Origin of the sequence: Streptomyces sp. NBC_01591 (assembly GCF_035918155.1) — a bacterium.
Taxonomy (GTDB): domain Bacteria; phylum Actinomycetota; class Actinomycetes; order Streptomycetales; family Streptomycetaceae; genus Streptomyces.
The window spans coordinates 168,663-185,413 of the sequence record NZ_CP109327.1 but is presented as its reverse complement, the minus strand read 5'-3'; the positions used below and the strand labels follow the sequence as shown (position 1 = coordinate 185,413).

At 66.9% G+C, this 16,751-nt stretch carries 14 protein-coding genes and 8 pseudogenes; 15 read left to right on the top strand and 7 right to left on the bottom strand.

Going from position 1 to position 16,751, the window contains the following annotated elements; genetic code table 11:
• The first annotated feature begins 173 nt into the window (after window positions 1-173).
• Genes vanH through OG978_RS00950 form a run of 4 tightly spaced genes read left to right on the top strand, consistent with a single transcriptional unit; the run spans window position 174 to window position 3,490 of the window.
• On the top strand, window positions 174-1,214 hold the full coding sequence (vanH, locus tag OG978_RS00965) for a D-lactate dehydrogenase VanH (RefSeq protein ID WP_326763362.1): 1,041 nt from the start codon (window positions 174-176) through the stop codon (window positions 1,212-1,214).
• Window positions 1,202-2,242, top strand: coding sequence for a D-alanine--(R)-lactate ligase (gene vanA, locus OG978_RS00960; protein WP_326763361.1), 1,041 nt, complete (start codon window positions 1,202-1,204; stop codon window positions 2,240-2,242). The genes vanH and vanA overlap by 13 nt, the downstream gene beginning before the upstream one ends.
• A complete protein-coding gene (gene vanX, locus OG978_RS00955; protein ID WP_326763360.1) occupies window positions 2,239-2,847 on the top strand; it encodes a D-Ala-D-Ala dipeptidase VanX in 609 nt (202 codons plus the stop codon). The genes vanA and vanX overlap by 4 nt, the downstream gene beginning before the upstream one ends.
• The gene (locus OG978_RS00950) at window positions 2,819-3,490 is read left to right on the top strand and encodes a hypothetical protein (RefSeq protein ID WP_326763359.1); all 672 of its coding nucleotides are present in this window, start codon (window positions 2,819-2,821) and stop codon (window positions 3,488-3,490) included. Before vanX ends, OG978_RS00950 begins: the two co-directional genes overlap by 29 nt.
• A 160-nt stretch (window positions 3,491-3,650) precedes the next feature.
• On the opposite strand, the pseudogene OG978_RS00945 reads toward OG978_RS00950, so the two are convergent.
• A pseudogene (locus OG978_RS00945) lies at window positions 3,651-3,924 on the bottom strand (IS5/IS1182 family transposase); the annotation flags it as partial.
• 748 nt (window positions 3,925-4,672) lie between these two features.
• On the opposite strand from OG978_RS00945, the pseudogene OG978_RS00935 reads away from it, so the two are divergent.
• The 3 genes and pseudogenes from OG978_RS00935 to OG978_RS00925 all read left to right on the top strand — a co-directional run.
• Window positions 4,673-5,488: pseudogene (locus tag OG978_RS00935) on the top strand (ABC transporter transmembrane domain-containing protein); the annotation flags it as partial.
• 157 nt (window positions 5,489-5,645) lie between these two features.
• A complete protein-coding gene (locus tag OG978_RS00930; RefSeq protein ID WP_326769887.1) occupies window positions 5,646-6,422 on the top strand; it encodes a cation:proton antiporter in 777 nt (258 codons plus the stop codon).
• Window positions 6,423-6,639: 217 nt separating this feature from the next.
• Window positions 6,640-7,779, top strand: coding sequence for a lipid II:glycine glycyltransferase FemX (locus OG978_RS00925; RefSeq protein WP_442817634.1), 1,140 nt, complete (start codon window positions 6,640-6,642; stop codon window positions 7,777-7,779).
• A gap of 30 nt (window positions 7,780-7,809) precedes the next feature.
• Here the strand turns inward: OG978_RS00925 and OG978_RS00920 are convergent.
• Window positions 7,810-8,009, bottom strand: a pseudogene (locus OG978_RS00920) (ferredoxin).
• Window positions 8,010-8,640: 631 nt separating this feature from the next.
• A pseudogene (locus tag OG978_RS00915) lies at window positions 8,641-9,300 on the bottom strand (TniB family NTP-binding protein); the annotation flags it as partial.
• A 32-nt stretch (window positions 9,301-9,332) separates the two neighbouring features.
• Between OG978_RS00915 and OG978_RS00910 the strand changes: the two are divergent.
• Window positions 9,333-9,521, top strand: a complete 189-nt coding sequence (locus tag OG978_RS00910; protein ID WP_326763357.1) for a hypothetical protein — start codon at window positions 9,333-9,335, stop codon at window positions 9,519-9,521.
• 27 nt (window positions 9,522-9,548) lie between these two features.
• On the opposite strand, the gene OG978_RS00905 is transcribed toward OG978_RS00910, so the two are convergent.
• Both OG978_RS00905 and OG978_RS00900 read right to left on the bottom strand, forming a co-directional pair.
• Window positions 9,549-10,025 carry a hypothetical protein gene (locus tag OG978_RS00905; RefSeq protein WP_326763356.1) on the bottom strand — a complete coding sequence of 159 codons (477 nt, stop codon included), beginning with the start codon at window positions 10,023-10,025 and terminating at the stop codon, window positions 9,549-9,551.
• A gap of 160 nt (window positions 10,026-10,185) precedes the next feature.
• Window positions 10,186-10,821, bottom strand: a complete 636-nt coding sequence (locus OG978_RS00900; protein WP_326763355.1) for a TetR/AcrR family transcriptional regulator — start codon at window positions 10,819-10,821, stop codon at window positions 10,186-10,188.
• A gap of 128 nt (window positions 10,822-10,949) precedes the next feature.
• Here OG978_RS00900 and OG978_RS00895 point away from each other — a divergent pair, with 128 nt between their 5' ends.
• The 5 genes and pseudogenes from OG978_RS00895 (at window position 10,950) to OG978_RS00875 (ending at window position 14,153) form a co-directional block, all read left to right on the top strand.
• Complete coding sequence (locus OG978_RS00895; protein ID WP_326763354.1) at window positions 10,950-11,888, top strand: alpha/beta fold hydrolase; 939 nt, start codon at window positions 10,950-10,952, stop codon at window positions 11,886-11,888.
• A 337-nt stretch (window positions 11,889-12,225) separates the two neighbouring features.
• Window positions 12,226-12,498: a DUF6225 family protein gene (locus OG978_RS00890; protein WP_326763353.1), complete on the top strand. Its 273-nt coding sequence runs from the start codon at window positions 12,226-12,228 to the stop codon at window positions 12,496-12,498.
• Window positions 12,499-12,602: 104 nt separating this feature from the next.
• On the top strand, window positions 12,603-13,094 hold the full coding sequence (locus OG978_RS00885; protein ID WP_326769886.1) for an NUDIX hydrolase: 492 nt from the start codon (window positions 12,603-12,605) through the stop codon (window positions 13,092-13,094).
• Window positions 13,095-13,176: 82 nt separating this feature from the next.
• A pseudogene (locus OG978_RS00880) lies at window positions 13,177-13,557 on the top strand (transposase); the annotation flags it as partial.
• A 62-nt stretch (window positions 13,558-13,619) separates the two neighbouring features.
• A pseudogene (locus OG978_RS00875) lies at window positions 13,620-14,153 on the top strand (hypothetical protein).
• Here the strand turns inward: OG978_RS00875 and OG978_RS00870 are convergent.
• Complete coding sequence (locus OG978_RS00870; protein WP_326763352.1) at window positions 14,110-15,027, bottom strand: IS5 family transposase; 918 nt, start codon at window positions 15,025-15,027, stop codon at window positions 14,110-14,112. The pseudogene OG978_RS00875 and the gene OG978_RS00870 sit on opposite strands and share 44 nt — an antisense overlap.
• A 176-nt stretch (window positions 15,028-15,203) precedes the next feature.
• On the bottom strand, window positions 15,204-15,353 hold the full coding sequence (locus OG978_RS00865; protein ID WP_326770308.1) for a hypothetical protein: 150 nt from the start codon (window positions 15,351-15,353) through the stop codon (window positions 15,204-15,206).
• Here OG978_RS00865 and OG978_RS00860 point away from each other — a divergent pair.
• Together OG978_RS00860 and OG978_RS00855 are read left to right on the top strand one after the other, a co-directional pair.
• A pseudogene (locus tag OG978_RS00860) lies at window positions 15,310-15,438 on the top strand (undecaprenyl-diphosphatase); the annotation flags it as partial. The gene OG978_RS00865 and the pseudogene OG978_RS00860 overlap by 44 nt on opposite strands.
• A 288-nt stretch (window positions 15,439-15,726) precedes the next feature.
• Window positions 15,727-16,539, top strand: a pseudogene (locus OG978_RS00855) (IS110 family transposase); the annotation flags it as partial.
• Window positions 16,540-16,751 lie beyond the last annotated feature (212 nt).

Below are 16,751 nucleotides of genomic sequence, written 5' to 3'. Positions count from 1 at the left end.
AATGCACAACACGTTGCGTGTCGCCCGCAGAGCTCCGGTCGATCCCACGGGCGAAGCCAGCGCGGCCGACCAGCCGCATCCATGCTCGCGCAGGGTGTTGGCCGGCAACGTATCGTCGGCGTATCAAAAAATGCATACGCGCTGGCAACACCACGCTCTCTTGACTGGAAGGCATGAGTTCCAGCGGACCAACACGAGCAGCGGCGTGCCGCACCCGAGCGCCAGCGTCGCCCTCACGGGCTGTCTCGGCAACGGGAATCACAGTCTATGGGTGCGAGCAGGACGAGGCCCTTCTATTCCGAGAAATGGCGCCTCGCTTTGGCATGGCGCCAACCATCACAAAGGAAGCGGTATCTGAAGCCAATATCGACCTGGCAGTCGGGAACCGATACATCAGCATCGGCCACAAGACGCACGTCACCCGTGCCACACTCAGCGCACTGAGCCGCGCCGGTGTGGAGTATCTCTCCACACGAAGCGTCGGATGCAACCACATCGACGTGAGCTACGCGGACAGCGTCGGTATCTCCGTCGGAAACGTGGCGTATTCTCCCGACAGCGTTGCCGACTACACGCTCATGCTGATGCTGATGGCCGTGCGCCACGCGAAGGCCACCGTCCGCCGCACCGATGCTCATGACTACCGGCTGAGTGAGATACGCGGCAAAGAGCTGCGCGACCTGACTGTCGGAGTGGTCGGCACGGGGCGTATCGGCACAGCAGTCATCGACCGATTGCGAGGCTTCGGCTGCCGCGTGCTGGCCTACGGCAATCGCCCCAAGACCCCCGCCGATTACACGCCGATCGACGAGCTGCTTCAGCACAGCGACATTGTCACGCTCCACACCCCGCTCACCGCAGAAACCCGCCATCTCGTCGATCGCCGACGTATCGACCAGATGAAACACGGCGCGTTCATCGTCAACACCGGACGCGGGCCACTCATCGATACCGAAGCCCTTCTATCGGCATTGGAGAGCGGCAGATTGGGCGGCGCGGCGCTGGACGTCCTCGACGGCGAAGAAGGAATCTTCTACACCGACTGCCGGAACAAGCCCATAGAGAACCGCCAGCTGTTGCGACTACAGGATCTGCCGAATGTGCTCATCAGCCCGCACACGGCCTATTACACCGACCACGCGCTGAGCGACACCATCAGAAACAGCCTCATCAACTGCCTCAACTTTGAAAGCGGGAAAACATGGACAGGTTGAAGATCGGCGTCATCTTCGGGGGCTCTTCCGAAGAACACCCCGTCTCCGTCAAGTCCGCCCAAGAGGTCGCAAAGAACCTCGACACCGGTAAATACGAGCCGTACTGGATCGGCATCACGCAGTCCGGTGCCTGGCAGCTCTGTGACTCCCCTGGCACAGACTGGGAGAACACCGACGCTCGGCCGGTCATGCTGTCACCCGACCGAAGCGTCCACGGACTGCTCGTCCTGGAACAGGACCGATTCGAAGTGATCCGTCTGGACCTCGTGCTGCCCGTCCTGCACGGCACACTCGGCGAAGACGGGGCGATCCAGGGCCTGTTGGAGCTCTCTGGCGTCCCCTATGCCGGCTGCGATATCCAGAGCTCTGCCATCTGCATGGACAAATCCCTGACCTACGCCGTCGCCAAGAGCGCGGGCATCGCCACGCCAAATTTCCGGGTGGTCGCGGGAGACGAGAAGGTCGACGCCGAACAGCTTCCTTATCCCGTCTTCGTGAAGCCAGCCCGTTCGGGCTCATCCTTCGGCGTCAGCAAAGTCGCCGGAGCAGAGGACTTGCCGAGTGCGCTGGAGGCCGCACGGCAGTACGACTCGAAGGTCCTGATCGAAGAGGCCGTGGCCGGGAGTGAGGTCGGCTGCGCGATCCTGGGGGACCCATCCACCCCGATCGCGGGCGAGGTGGACCGCGTAGCCCTCTCCCACGGATTCTTCAGGATCCACCAGGAGGAGTCACCCGAGAGTGGTTCGGAGAACTCGACGTTCATCGTTCCCGCCGACATCTCCGAAGAATCGCGTCGGCTCGTCCAAGAGAGCGCCAAGACCATCTACCGCACACTGGGCTGCCAGGGGCTTGCCCGCGTGGACGTGTTCCTCCAGGACGACGGCCAGGTGGTACTCAACGAAGTCAACACCTTTCCCGGCATGACCTCCTACAGCCGCTATCCACGGATGATGGGCGCCGCAGGAATGCCGCTTTCCGACGTCATCGACCGGCTCGTGTCAATGACACTGCACCGGAAAAAGCGATGAACGGCGACTTCGGGTACCTGGACGAGCTGGTGCCCGGCATCCGTTGGGATGCCAAGTACGCCACCGGGGACAACTTCACCGGAAAGCCGGTAGACGGATACCTGGTGAATCGGATAGTCGGCACCAGAGCCTTGTGCGCAGCCCTGGGGCGAGCGCAGGAAAAAGCCGCGTCCCGCGGCTTCGGCTTGCTTGTCTGGGACGGATACCGTCCGCAACGCGCCGTCGACTGCTTCATGCGCTGGTCCGAACAGTCGGAGGACGGCCGGACAAAGCAGCGGCACTACCCCAATATCGACAGGTCCGAGCTTTTCGACAAGGGATACGTGGCTGCCAAGTCAGGCCACAGCCGCGGCAGTTCCGTCGACTTGACGCTCTACACCCTTGCCACCGGAGAAAATGCTTGCATGGGTGGTGAACACGACCTCATGGACTCGATCTCACATCATGGAGCAGCAGGAATAAGACCCATCGAAGCGGAAAACCGCGAGCACCTTTGCTCCGTAATGGAGGACTGCGGATTTGCTCGCTACGCCTGCGAGTGGTGGCACTACACGCTGGAAAGCGAGCCTTACTCAGATGTCTATTTCGACTTTCCCATCACCTGATGGAAGCCTCCCTTACGTCTCACAGTGGGGAAGCCTGGACCGGAACGACGAGGTCGTCATGCGGCGTGCCGCCCCATCCAGGATCGACGTCTTCCTGAGGCGCACCGATCCATCGCAACTGCACGACTGGACCTCCGACGGGTACCACTCGCGCGAGGAGTACCTGTTCTGGTCCCGCAAAGTCTGCGGCTTGGCATGTCTGCAGTCCCTGCTCCACGGCTGGACGGACACCCGACTGCTGATGCGTGAACTCCTTGCGCTGGCCCTCGACTGGGGTTGCTACGTGGTGGAACCCCAGGGCAAGGTCCAAGGACTGATATACCGGCCATTCATGGCTTGGGTCAGCTCACACTTCGGATTCAAATGCCAACTGGTCGAGAACACACCGATTCAAGCATCCGCCCGAGCGGTGCGCCCCGGGCAAGCCCTGATCGCTTCAGTGTCTCCTGAGATTCGCGACCCAAGCACCTATAAACCGCGGCGGGGAGGGCATCTTGTGCTGGTTCATGAGGTCCATGGCGGGACGGTGCGGTTCCATAATCCGTCGGGCTACTCCCACAATGCGGACTCCGCATCGCTGCCCATGCGCGTATTCGAGCGCTTCCACGCAGGACGAGGAATCCTGGTCAGTGTGACACCGTGAGGCCAGGCGAACCGGCACCGCGCGCCGCTGCGAGCGCACGATTGAGGGTCTGCTGAGCCGGCATCAGCCCGGCCCGGGCGGGCGCGGGAGGAGTGTGGTCCCTCACGGCCCGTCCCCCGAGCCGTGGTCGGCCTGAAAGAGCTCCAGTTGAGCTTCTTCGGCGCTGCCGCTGCGGGCTGGAGACCGCTTCGACGATTGACGTCCTGCGGTGGGACTGCCACGGTATCTGCGGACGACCCGCCAGGACGTCAGGCGGGCGGCGCCGCGCTCGACCGGTGCCCGGGCCCGCCGGGGGCCCCGGTGACGCCCGCGCTCAGCCAGGGGCCGGCGCCCTGGGTCGGCGGGATCGGCCAGGACGGAAACGGCCTGGCCCTCACAGATGCGGATGATCCGGTGAGTGCGGGCGCGGTCAGGTCGTGAGCCCGGCCCGACAGCGTGCGGGCGGAATACCCCACGACGGTCGCTGAGATGTACCACGGGGGTCGGGACGCCCCCGTACACAGCCTTCTCCACACCCAGCTCCACCGGCCGGTCCGCGTTGCCGGACCGGTCCGACCCCTGCGGTACGGCGATCACCGGGGCCCTGTTCGCGGCGGTGCCTCACTGCAGTCGGGGCCGACCACTTCGGTGGTGGGCTGCATGACCCTCGGGATCAGGACCAGGGCTTGTTCCGGGCTGCCCGGCATGAAGGTGAAAGCCGGCCGCCCGGTGACTGCCCGCACCTGCACCCCGTGCCGGCGGCGCGTGGGGGAGCAGTCCGCGCGTGAGACTGCGACCCGGTCGCACTCGGCGAGGGCGCCGCCCGGCAGAGGGTCGAGTACGGCAGGACAGATGACCAACGAGGCCCCCCGGGCAGCATGATGGAGACATCAGACATCTCGATCAACAGCCCCGGGGCCTCGCTCGTGGCGGCTCGCAGACCGTCACTTGACGCGGCCACCTCGAAGAGGCTCACCGTCGGCAAAAGCGGGATCACGTCACGGCGGCAAGCCGACGAGCCCCGGGGCGAGAGGGTGATCGCGGTGGTCCCCCGCGCCGCGGCAGCCGTGCGGCACGGACACCGACAGATGCGTCCAAGTGCCCGAAGTCTTCAGTTGGACTCACTCGTGGACATCGACTTGGTTCAGCACGATTGAGATTCGCTGACTTCGTGAGCCGTGTGAGAGGGGCACCTGCGTGGAAATGGTGTTGCGCTACCAGGGGGTGAGGAAGAGCGATGACGATCCCGATCCCTGGCGGACCACGATCCACCCGGGGACGGTGCGCCGAGTGCTCGCCTACTTCCGCCCGCACATCCGCATGGTGGCGCTCTTCGTCGTAGTCGCCACGATGGAGGCGCTGACCGTCGCCGCAACTCCCTTGCTGCTGAGGGAGCTCGTCGACAACGGCATCGTCAAGAACGATCGCGGGGTCGTGATCTTGACGGCCTGCCTGGCCGTCGGCCTTGCCGTGCTGGGCGCGGGGTTGTCGCTGGTGTCCGCCTATATCTCCGGGCGGATCGGGCAGGTGGTCAGCTACGACCTCCGGGTTCAGGCGCTCGACCACGTCCGGCGGCTGCCGCTCGCGTTCTTCACCCGCACCCAGACGGGGGTGCTGGTCGGCCGGCTGCACACCGAACTGATCATGGCACAGCAGCAGTTCAGCGGCTTGCTGATGGCGGCCACCAGTGCGGTCATGGTCGTGGTGGTGCTGGCCGAGCTGTTCTACCTGTCGTGGCTTGTCGGCGTCATCACGCTGGCGCTGGTTCCGATATTCATCGTGCCCTGGGTTCACGTGGGGCGGGTGATACAGCGGCGCACCCAACGGCAGATGGACGAGAACGCCGGCCTCGGCGGACGGCTGCAGGAGCGGTTCAACGTACAGGGGGCGATGCTCTCCAAGCTCTTCGGCCGTCCGGACGAGGAGATGGCCGAATACGCGGATCGTGCCAATAGGATCCGCGAGATCGGCGTGAACCTTGCCGTCTGGGGCCGGATGGCCTTCGTGATGATGACGCTGATGGCCTCGCTCTTCCGCTATCCCACCGCGGAGGAGGTCTCACTGGCGTCTCTGGAGCATCTGCGGACCGATCGCGAGCACGGGAAAGCGACGCCGGATGTCCTGCGCGACGTGAGTTTTCACGTGCAGGCCGGAACCCTCACCGCAGAACTCCCGCCTGGGGCGGCTGTCCCTGGTCGCCGCCTCGATCGACGACGCGGCGGCCTGGTGCTTCCTGGCCACGCTGACGGCCGTGCACACCGGTTCCGGGGCCGCCGACGCTCTGCCCATGATCGGCTACAGCATCCTGTTCACCGCCGTGATGCTGCTCGGAGTGTCCCGGCTGCTGCGGCCGCTGGCGCGGCACGTCGGCCGACAGGGCACGCTGAGCCCCGGCGTGATGTACGTCGTCGTCATCGTCCCGATCGTCTGCGGATACCTCACCGACCTGATCGGGATCTACTCGGTCTTCGGCGGCTTCATCGCCGGCCTGGCCATGCCCCGTGACCCGCAGTTCCGCCAAGCGCTGCACAGCCGGATGATGGATACCGTCTCCACGCTACTGCTGCCCGTCTTCTTCGCCCTGTCCGGCCTCACCACCGACCTGCGGAGCATTTCGGCCGACACCCTGCTGTTCGGCGTCGCCGCGCTCCTGGCGGGACTCGCGGGCAAATACTTCGGCAGCACCCTGGCTATGAAGACACTCCGCTTCAGTTGGCGCGAGGCATTCGCTGTGGGAGGACTGATGAACGCCCGCGGCATGATGATCATCATCTTCATCAACATCGGCTTGGCGCAGGGCCTGATCACCAAGCCGGTGTTCTCCGTTCTCGTCATGGTCGCCGTCATCACGAGCACCGCGGCCCTGCCGCTGTACCGCCGGGCGCTCCCGAAACACCTGGAGATGCACTCGGCAGCGAAGCGCCCACTCCGGCGCCGGCACCACGCCCCCTGACGACAACCGACATGCACTGATGTGCAAGTACCCGCCGGAGGTCCAGACCCATGGTCGGGTCGAGGACATCCCGGCAGCCACCGGCTGGTGGCGGCCAGAACCAGATAGTGAGCCGCCGGGTGGTGACATATCGTCGGCGTATCGAGAATCGCATACGCCCGGGCAACACCCTGCTACATTGACTGGTGGCATGTCCTTCAACCCCTCCAGCGAACCAATGCGACCTGCAGCCCGGAATCCGGTCGTCAGGCCGATCAGCGCCGCCGAGCATATGGCGTTCGTGCGGGCCCAGCGGTCGGTCAGCTTTCTGCAGACCCCGGCGTGGGGCCGCGTCAAGACCGAGTGGCGCAGCGAGTCCCTCGGCTGGTTCGAGGGGCGGCGCCTGGTTGGTGCTGGGCTCGTACTGCACCGCCCGGTGCCGCGGCTCGACCGCTTCACGCTGGCGTATCTACCCGAGGGCCCGGTCATCGACTGGAGCGGCGAGATCGGTGCTTGGCTCGATCCGCTGGCGATCCATCTCAAGGCCCACGGCGCGTTCGCGATCCGGCTCGGCCCGCCGGTGTGCACACACACCTGGAGCGCCGCCCAGGTCAAGGAGGGCATCGCCGACCCGGGCAGCAAACGGCTCACCGACATCTCCGGCCACTGGGCCGACCCGGTCGGTGCCCGCGTGGCCAGCTGGTTCCGGGACGCCGGCTGGCTGCCGCAGAGCCCGGAGGACGGGTTCGGGGTCGGGCATCCACAGTTCAAGTACGAGATCCCGATGGTAGGCAGGACCGAGGACGAGCTGCTCAGGGGCATGAACCAGCAGTGGCGTCGCAACATCAAGAAGGCGGCTAAGGAGGGCGTCGAGGTCACGGTCAGCGACAGGGGCCCGGAGGACCTCAAGGCGTTTCACGACCTCTACGTCCACACCGCCGAGCGCGACCACTTCACACCCCGGCCGCTGCGCTACTTCGAGACCATGTTCGCGGCGCTGAGTGCCGAGGACCCCGAGCGGATCAAGCTCTACCTGGCCCGCCATCAGGGCGACTTGGCCGCCGCTACTCTCCTGGTCCGCGTCGGCACCCACGCCGTGTACGCCTATGGCGCCTCCTCCACCGCGAAGCGCGAGGTGCGCGGCTCCAACGCCTGCCAGTGGGCGATGATCCGCGACTCGCTCGCGGCCGGCTGCGACGTCTACGATCTGCGTGGCATCACCCCCACCCTCGACGCCGACGACCCGCACGTCGGCCTTGTCCAGTTCAAAGTCGGCACCGGCGGCCAGGCGATGCGGTACATCGGCGAGTGGGACCTGCCGCTGCGACCGATGGTTTACCGGGCCTTCGATCTCTATATGAGGCGGCGCGGACGCTGAACCGCACACACGACTCGATCGGTGCGGCGGTCACGACGACTCCCCGAGCCGGATCGCTGTCGCGGGGCATATCGTGGCCGACTCGCGTACGGCGTCGTGGAGTTCGGAGGGCGGAGTGTCATCGAGGAGTTCGACCATGCCGTCCTCGTCCCGCTGGTCGAAGACGTCGGGGCGAGCATCACGCACTGGCCCGAGGCAACACACCTGGGAACGTCGACCTCAACACGCATCATGGTTCTTCCCTGTTTCTCTGTGTGGGGCCCGTCACCAGATGACGGGTATTTACTCGACGCCGTAGACGATGGAGCCCTGCCTGAAGTCGATCTCCCTCCGGGGCACGGCAATCTTCAGGTCGGGAGGTGCCGGAAGAGCTCGGGCAGGACGATCCGCAGTTCGGTACGGGGCGGGCACTGGAAGGGCCGGGGATGACTCCGTTGCGCGAAGGGGACTTGGGAAGGTCACCTCCGCAACGGAGAAGCTTCGTTGCGTGTGGTTGCGCATCCATCCATCGTCGTCTCGCTACTGTGACCTGCGCACTCACAAGATCCCCGGGGCTTTGCAATCGCCCTGCCTGGCTACCGGCGACTGCGATATTCGCGTTACGCCGACGACACCATGCTCGGTGTCGTTTCGTGGGGTGTAGTTGAGGTACGGGGAGGGGTGTGTGCTGGGGATATCCGGGATTGGTTGAGACCGTGTGAGCGCGGGTTCGCGGGGGCGTAGGCCTGCTGGTCTGGGGATGTCTCTTCTTCGTTGAGATCACCTTGGCGTTCCTCAGATAGCGTCAACTCCTAAAGGACCAAGTGTGTTTTCCCTGGTCACAGCCTTCTGCGTCGACCGCTGGGCAGAAAATGAGAGGGGCTACCGGCGGGGTGCGCGGGACCCGTTCGGGGCGGGGCGGCGGTGGGTTTCGGCGAGGTGGTCCAGGCGGACCTGGTCCAGGGACGCCTTGGTGATGCGTTCGGTGCCGTCGAGGATGCTCGTGATCGCGGCTTGGCGGATCAGCCGGGTCAGGCTCCCGATCCTGCCTGCGGTCCTTTGGTGGAGGTAGGCGGTGTGGCGGGGGAGTGTCCCGGCCCGGTGCGCGCGGAGATCGAGTGCGGCTTCTACGCCCGCGATCAGTTCTCTGAAGGGTTCGCGTGTGCCGAGCCGTGCCGGGAACGCCCCGCATTCCACGAGGGAAGCCCGCCCGGCAAGCTGGGCCCCGCGCACACCGCTGAACAACGCGGTGGTGGTGACGTCGATGCCCGCGTACACGAACGTCGCCCCGATGCGTTCGGTGAGGTCTTTGAGCAGGTCGGTGGTTTCCGCGCCGGTGGTGGTGCGGGGGTTGAGCCGGTGGATCTCGTCGATGAGTACCAGACGCACGCCCGCATGGTTGTAGGTGTGGCAGACGGCGTCGGTGATCTGGGCCTGGGTCATGCGGGCGGTGACGGGGATGCCGAGGTAGCGGGCGAACTCCGTGGCCAGGGCTTTTGCTGTCGCCGCGGGCGGTACCAGGACGTAGGCGACCGGCACCGGCGCAGGAGGCGGCGGCCTGGCTGCGCGAGCTGGTGGCCGGCGGCGAACTCACCGCCGGCGAGGTCCTCGACGAGGCGGCCGACTCCGCGGTGCTGACCGGTCTGCTGGCGCTGCAGGAGGCGCGCATCGCGTCCAATCCGTGCACGGCGGCGGAGCTGTGCCTGAGCGCTGTGCCCCACATCGCGCTCGCGGTCACCCTGGCCAGCGCCGACCTGGACTGAGCGAGACCAGGAAAGAGACCCCCTATGTCAATCATCGGACCCGGCTACGACGACCCCGAGTACGACAACTACGACGGCAGCGCCGGTCCGGGTGCGCGGGTCAGGATTCGGGTCAGACGCACAGCGTTGAGCACCAGGAGGACGACATCGGTCCGCGGCTGCTCCGGCCGCGGCGGCCGTGAGGACCGGTTCTCGTCCAGGGCTGTTCGGTTGGCTGACCAGTGTGGATTCCTGAAGGTGGACGACCGGCTTCAGCGGACCAGGTCGTCCACCCCCGCCCAGCAGACCTCGGGGCAGGGCCGATTCTTGAAACCAGCTCGCCGACGCCCGCTGCCATGGGGTGGCCAGTTGCGGCTCCTCCAGGATCTCGGCGACCTTCCGCGCCAGCCCCGCGACCTGCGGCGGCAGGTAGCCGTCCAGCGAGTCGACGTCGTCACACAGCCTGGCCCTCAGCCCGTGCAGGCACGCCTCGGTGAACAGCTGCTGCTCATCGACCTCGGCCATCAACCCACCCTCGGCATAGCCCTGACCACAGCAATCGTCAAAACCTGTGGGTCGAGGCGTTAGCGTCGCCGAGCGGGGCGTTTGCAGCGGCGCCGGATGTGTTGCCTGAATCCTTCAGAGTCGCGCACTATCCGCGTGCCACAACTGCCGCAACGGCACGTCAGATTGGATTCTCCCCAGCCACCGACGTCTCGACGGTCACGAAGATCCGGTCCAGGTGATGATGGAGTACCTCGATGGCCGACTCCGGACTCCGCTGGCCCACGAGGATGCTGGTGCCCATGGTCGCCGCCATCGCAAGCAGACTGATCGCCTCCGTGCGTGCGTCGATGTCGGGACCGGCCAGGCCTGATGCCTGGGTCTGTTCGAGCAAGCCTGTCAGGGCGTTTTCCGCGGCGTCGGGGTTGTCGAGGAAGGGCTGAGCAGCCAGCGCCTCATTGGTCACGGACAGGATCGAGTAGGAGCTGTAGAGGAGGTGGAAGGTGCGGCTCTCCTCGTCGGTGGGGAGGGACGCCACGAGGATCGCCTCGATAGTCGCGCGGGGGCCCGGGTCCGGGCCGGCGGCAGCCAGGCGGGTGCCCACCCGTGCGGTGAAGCGATCGGTCAGGTGCTGGACCCCGTAGAAAAGCAGCTTCTCCTTGGTCTCGAAGTAGTACTGCACGAGCCGGAGTGACACTCCGGCCTCCGCGGCCACGTCGCGCATGCCGACGGCGTGCAGTCCTCGCCGCCCCGCGACCCGGATGAACGCATCGGCGATCTGGGTGCGCCGCTCCTCGTGATCCACACGCTTTGGCATGTGCCGGTGTCTCCGCCCGTCGGTGGTGGGGTTCGCCGTCCGCTCTCTCCGGACCCCTTCATGGTACCGCCGTACCACCATCATGGTACGGTCGTATTACGAAGAACGGATCTTCCCGGAGGTGCCCCGTGCCCGAGAACACGACCCGTGTGCGCCGCGACGTCGGCCGCTACGTCAACGACACCCTGCGCGACCGCTACTTCGCCGCCAGCGACGTCCTCTACGCGATGGGCGCACCCGTTCGTTCCGAGACGGACGTCGAGACGAGCTTCGGCACCACGCACGTCTACCGGTACGGCCCCTCGGACCCCGCCGCCGAATCCCGCACGCCGGTCGTCCTGATCCACGGCGCGGGCTACTGCTCGGCGATGTGGTACCCCAACACCCCCGCGCTCAGCGGCGAACGGCCCGTCTACGCGCTCGACACCCCAGGTGACGCCGGGCGCAGCGTGCACCGGGAGCCCATGTGGCAGCCCGAGCGTGCCGCCCAGTGGATGGACGAGGCCCTCGACGCGCTCGGCCTGGACCGGGTCCACCTCGTCGGCTCCTCATATGGCGGCTGGCTGGTGCTCAACCAGGCGCACCGCCGACCCGGACGGCTCGCCTCGGTCACCGCCCTCGACCCCGGCGGCCTGGAGAAGGTAGGCCTGCGCTTCTTCGCCTGGGTCTTCGTGAGCCTCTTCGCCAGCTTCGCCCCCAAGGCGCTGCGCCCCCGCCTCGCCTCCTGGCTGGAGCAGCCGGTCATCGCCGTTCCCGAGTTGCGAAAGTGGGTCCAGGTGGGCGCCCGGGCCTTCAGGATCCGCCGCCCCGCACCGCTGCCGCTGGCCGAGGATGCACTGCGCTCCATCCGGACCCCGCTCTACGTCATCATGGGCAAGCGCAGCCTTCTGGTACACCCGCAACGGCAGTTGGAGCGGGTGCCGCGCCTGATCCCCGGGGCCCGTGCCGAGATCATCGCCGCGACGGGCCACGGACCGCAGATCGACCATCCCGACGTGGTCAACGCCCGGATGCTGAGCTTCATGGAGGATGTCGACTCCCTCGACCCGGCCGCAGTCGACGCGTAGGACCTGCGGCTGGGGAACACTGGCGCAGGTGTGGCGGCTGCAGTCAGTGCAGGTGCAGCGGTGGTACGACCAGGACCACGGCGAGGAGACGTGGCCTTGGTGACGGATATCGCCTGCCCCGAATAGGCGAGAGTCGACACCGTTGGCCCGAGAGGCTGGACCCTCCCCGAAGCGGACCGACCTCGAGGCCGCCCGGTACGGTATCCACCGGCTGGGCCTGCTTCACCACCGGTGATCAGCTTTTCACCCCAGTCCCCTGTACCCCGGATCAGCGCTCTGGCCCGGGGTACAGCCGTGTCTCCACCAGCAACGCCGCCTGGTTCGGCACTCTGTGCGCATGACCGACGTCTTTGACCACGCGCCGCAGGTATGGAACGCCGCGCAGCTCCGCGCAGCACTCAAGGACCTGCCCGACGACACCCCCATTCACATTGGTGTCGCTGAAGACCCCGGCGACTTCGGCGGGTACCGCGAATCCGTCCTCGTCGACGCCGACCACGTGGAGAACTGGTGGCCGGCCACTGGCACCACGCCCGAACGGGCAGAGAAGGAGAAGGCGCTCACTCTCTTTGCCGACTGGACGCCCGGAGAGTACGACCTGCTCGACTGAACCTGTGAACCTGAATCCGGCTCTGACCGGAATTGCGTGAAAGCTCAGCCCGGTGACCAACTCCGTTGGTCGCCCAGGGACAGCGGCTCTAATCTGACGAGGTGATGAAACCGGAGGGGAGCCTGGTGCCGCGCCCGAGCGCGCGCGTGGTGTTGCTGGACGACGTCAGTCGGCTACTGCTGTTCTCCGCCCTGAACAAGGGGGACGGTTCCGTCCGGTGGTTCACCCCTGGAGGCGGGCTCAAGCCAGGCGAAAGCCACGAGCAGGCAGCCCTGCGGGAGTTGCAGGAGGAAACCGGGCTGACGAACCTCTCGCTGGGTCCGGAGATTTGGCGAGGGCGTCCGTGGACAGCGGTCCGGGGCAGCGTCGCTTATGAGGTTCGCCAGCGCTACTACATGGCCCGGGTGCCTGCGTTCCAGGTCGATACCTCGGCTTTCGAGGAGATCGAGAAGGCCGCGATCACTGGGCACCGCTGGTGGACCGTAGCGGAACTGGCCGCGACCTCGGATGTATTGCGGCCGGCTGGGCTGCCGAAACTGTTGGCGTCCTTGCTGACCGACGGCCCACCGGACCGACCGATCCCCGTAGACGGCTGAGCGCACGTCCTTACTGATCGTTTCAGAATGAGATCGGTGTGTTGGCTTGGCACTTAGGTGTTGCGTCGGCAGGATCTGCCGGGTGTCTGCTGATCTTGTGCCTGATGACTTGTGGGAGCGCATAGCCCCGCTGCTGCCGGTTCGTCCGCCTCGTCGGCAGCGGTATCCCGGGCGGTTGCCCGCCGATGACCGTGCTGCCCTGCGGGGCATCGTTTACGTGCTGCGCAAGAGTGTGAGCTGGCGGGATGTACCTGCAGAGCTGGTCGGCTGCAGTGGGGTGACGGCCTGGCGGCGCCTGCGGGACTGGACCGAGGCTGGCGTATGGCCCCGCCTGCATGAGGTCCTGCTTGCAGAACTACGCAGAGAAGGTCTGCTGGAGATGGATGACGCTGCGATCGACGGTTCGCACGTCAGAAGCTGTTGTCTTTCCGGACGTGATGGACGTGTTTCCGCTGGTCGGGGATAGGAGTGGTGGGTTCGTGGGAGTGGTGGCCTGTCGGGTCGTCGTTCCCCGGGAGGTCGCGGATGCCGTCGGTTGTTGGACTGCTGGAACAACACGAACTCGCTGCTCGGCGTCGAGTCGACGGGCTGCGGGCGGAGGCCGACCGCATCCAGGCCGAGCTGGCTGCGGCCGAGCTGGAATGGCAGGAGTGGGCGATCGCTCGCAGGCGGGTCGATGCGGTGCTGGCTCCGGTCGGCGGCACCGCCGAAACGGAGGTCCCCGAGGATCCGCGGGACGCGGAGGCGCGGTCAGTGTCTGGGGAGGCGGCGAAGCCGAAGTCGCAGGTGCCGGTGTGGCGTGACGGTCTTTCCTCGGCGGCGCTGTCGGTGGACTACCAGCGCATTCTGCAGGCTCTCGCGGACCGGGCCCGGCTCGGTCAAGGGCCGCTGACCTGCCAGGAGATGGCCGCGGTGTTCGGCGTGGACCCGGTGCCGGCCAAGGTGGAGGCGCTGCGGTCGAAGGCGAAACGTCTGGTCGCGCGCGGCTGACTGGCCGAGCGGCAGCCGGGCCGGTTCACGCTCGCTGCGGGTGTGGCCGGGCCAGGCGGCGGGTCATGAGCAGGGTCATCGACCAGTAGATCATCGCCTCGGCGCTGGTGGTGCGGCGCTCGAAGTCGCGGGCCAGGCGGCGGGTGCGCATCAGATGCGCGAAGAACCGTTCGACGATCCACCGCTTGGGCAGCACCACGAAGCCGCGCATGTCGTCGCTGCGTTTGACGATCGCCAGGACCAGGGCGAGCGTGGCCAGGCAGTGCTCGACGAGGCTGCCGGTGTAGCCGCCGTCGGCCCAGACGCGGGCGAGGCGGTGGTGCGAGTCGGCCACTTGCCTCAGCAGGACGTGGGCGGCAGCGCGGTCGCCGGTGTCCGCGGCGGTGACCATCACGCCCAGCAGCAGGCCGAGGGTGTCGACCACGACGTGCCGCTTGCGCCCGTTGACCAGCTTGCCGCCGTCAAAGCCGCGGCTGTCCACGCCGACGACGGCGTCCGCCTTGACGGACTGCGAGTCGATCACACCCGCACTCGGCTCCGCATCGCGGCCCAGCCTCTCGCGGACCCTGGCACGCAGCCGGTCGTGGAACTCCTTGACCAGCACGTGGTCGCGCCAGCGGCGGAAGAAGGCATACACCCGGTCCCACGGCGGGAAGTCGGCGGGCATCGCCCGCCACTTGATCCCGTTGTCCACGAGATACCGGACCGCGTCCAGCAGCGCGCGGTGGCAGTACCCTTCCGGCCGGCCGCCCCGCCCGCGCATCCAGCCCGGCACCGGCAGCAGCGGCCGGACCTCAGCCCACTCCCCGTCCGTCATGTCCGTCGGGTACCGGCGCTGCCGCGCGGGCCGGTCGGCCGCGTTGCCGTACACGTGCGCGAGGCAATCACACGATGGAGCAGCCGAGTTGGACTGCCCGGCCGTCGGCACGGAAGACTGCGGCATCGGGGCCTCCTGTTGCTCTATGGATTCGACACCCACGAGCTGTTCAGGAGGTCCCGTCTTCATGCCCTGGCCACGGCAGGATCACCCAACCGGGAATCCACGTTCGACCGCCACCGCTCAAGATCGAAAAGACAACAGCTTCTGAGCGGCGGGATCACCATGTGGCGCCCATGAGATCAGGTACCCGATGCGTTCGGCTCTTGGCGGGCCTCGCGCCTGGCCTTCTGGGCGGCGGGCTGGGCGGGCTGGGCGGGGGCAATGAACAAGCCGTCGAGCACCCTGTTCATGAAGTTCATCACGACCAAGAGCTTCATGCCGTTCGTCATCTACCGGATCATTCTGGGCATTTTGCTTTTTGTCCTGGTCGGCGCGGGAGTCCTGAGCCCGCACGCAGGCGAGTCTGCCGGGTGATCCACTCTCCATCCCCTGCCTCCCCCCGTTATGTTTTTCGCGGTCCTGCAAGAGGGCCGCTGGCCTCCGGGCCCGGCATGACTGTGTCCCCCTGTCGAACGGATGACCTGGGGGGGGTGGTGTCACCGGGCCCGGGAGGTGCCGTCGGAGACGCTGATGAGAGGTCCGGCCACCGCCCGGTCCGGCGCAATGCCGGACAGCTCGCGGGCGGCAGGTCTGCATAACGTGGATGCGCGCGTACGACACCGACGCCGAGGCCGGCACGTTCAACTCCCCTGGAAGGGAACAATGTTCGAAACCGAAGACGTGGGCGTGTTCCTCGGCCTGGACGTCGGCAAGACGGCCCATCACGGCCACGGGCTCACCCCGGCAGGCAAGAAGGTCTTCGACAAGCCCCTGCCCAACAGCGAGCCGAAACTGCGGGCCGTCTTCGACAAACTGGCCGCCAAGTTCGGCACCGTCCTGGTGATCGTGGACCAGCCCGCCTCCATCGGAGCCCTGCCCCTGGCCGTCGCCCGGGACACGGGCTGCAAGGTCGCCTACCTGCCCGGCCTGGCCATGCGCCGGATCGCCGACCTCTACCCCGGCGAGGCCAAAACGGACGCCCGCGACGCCGCCGTCATCGCGGACGCGGCCCGCACCATGCCGCACACCCTGCGAACCCTGGAACTCACCGACGAGATCACCGCCGAGCTGACCGTCCTCGCCGGCTTCGACCAGGACCTCGCGGCCGAGGCCACCCGCACCAGCAACCGGATACGCGGCCTGCTCACCCAGTTCCACCCCTCGCTGGAACGTGTCCTCGGCCCCCGTCTCGACCACCAGGCCGTCACCTGGCTGCTGGAACGCCACGGCTCGCCGGCCGCCCTACGCAAAGCCGGACGCCGCCGCCTCGTCGAGCTCGTCCGCCCCAAGGCCCCGCGCATGGCAGGACGGCTGATCGACGACGTCTTCGACGCCCTGGACGAGCAGACCGTCGTGGTCCCGGGGACCGGCACCCTCGACATCGTCCTGCCCTCCCTGGCCCGCTCGCTCGCCGCCGTCCACGAACAACGCCGGGCCCTGGAAGCCCAGATCAACACCCTGCTGGAGGCCCACCCTAATGGGCAGTGATGCGGGGCACCGCCAGGCCCACCCCGGCCCGTCGACGCCTTGAAAGAGACTGCGGGCCCCGCATCACCCTCGTGACGGTGGTCGGTGCCGGAGAAGCCGCGCACACCCCCAGGGACTTGGATCCCTTGGTCAAGAGTCGGCCTCCGGTGCCGTCCAGCGTCACGAGTCCGTACCCCACCGCATCCAGTCCGATGATCGGA

Bases quoted from the DNA above. Each gene is read 5' to 3' on its own strand.
- OG978_RS00950 (WP_326763359.1), top strand. From the start codon at position 2,819: ATGTCTATTTCGACTTTCCCATCACCTGATGGAAGCCTCCCTTACGTC.
- OG978_RS00925 (WP_442817634.1), top strand. From the start codon at position 6,640: ATGCGACCTGCAGCCCGGAATCCGGTCGTCAGGCCGATCAGCGCCGCC.
- OG978_RS00865 (WP_326770308.1), bottom strand. From the start codon at position 15,353: ATGACGAACGGCATGAAGCTCTTGGTCGTGATGAACTTCATGAACAGG.
- OG978_RS00905 (WP_326763356.1), bottom strand. From the start codon at position 10,025: ATGGCCGAGGTCGATGAGCAGCAGCTGTTCACCGAGGCGTGCCTGCAC.
- OG978_RS00885 (WP_326769886.1), top strand. From the start codon at position 12,603: ATGAAACCGGAGGGGAGCCTGGTGCCGCGCCCGAGCGCGCGCGTGGTG.
- OG978_RS00900 (WP_326763355.1), bottom strand. From the start codon at position 10,821: ATGCCAAAGCGTGTGGATCACGAGGAGCGGCGCACCCAGATCGCCGAT.
- vanH (WP_326763362.1), top strand. From the start codon at position 174: ATGAGTTCCAGCGGACCAACACGAGCAGCGGCGTGCCGCACCCGAGCG.
- vanA (WP_326763361.1), top strand. From the start codon at position 1,202: ATGGACAGGTTGAAGATCGGCGTCATCTTCGGGGGCTCTTCCGAAGAA.
- vanX (WP_326763360.1), top strand. From the start codon at position 2,239: ATGAACGGCGACTTCGGGTACCTGGACGAGCTGGTGCCCGGCATCCGT.
- OG978_RS00870 (WP_326763352.1), bottom strand. From the start codon at position 15,027: ATGCCGCAGTCTTCCGTGCCGACGGCCGGGCAGTCCAACTCGGCTGCT.
- OG978_RS00890 (WP_326763353.1), top strand. From the start codon at position 12,226: ATGACCGACGTCTTTGACCACGCGCCGCAGGTATGGAACGCCGCGCAG.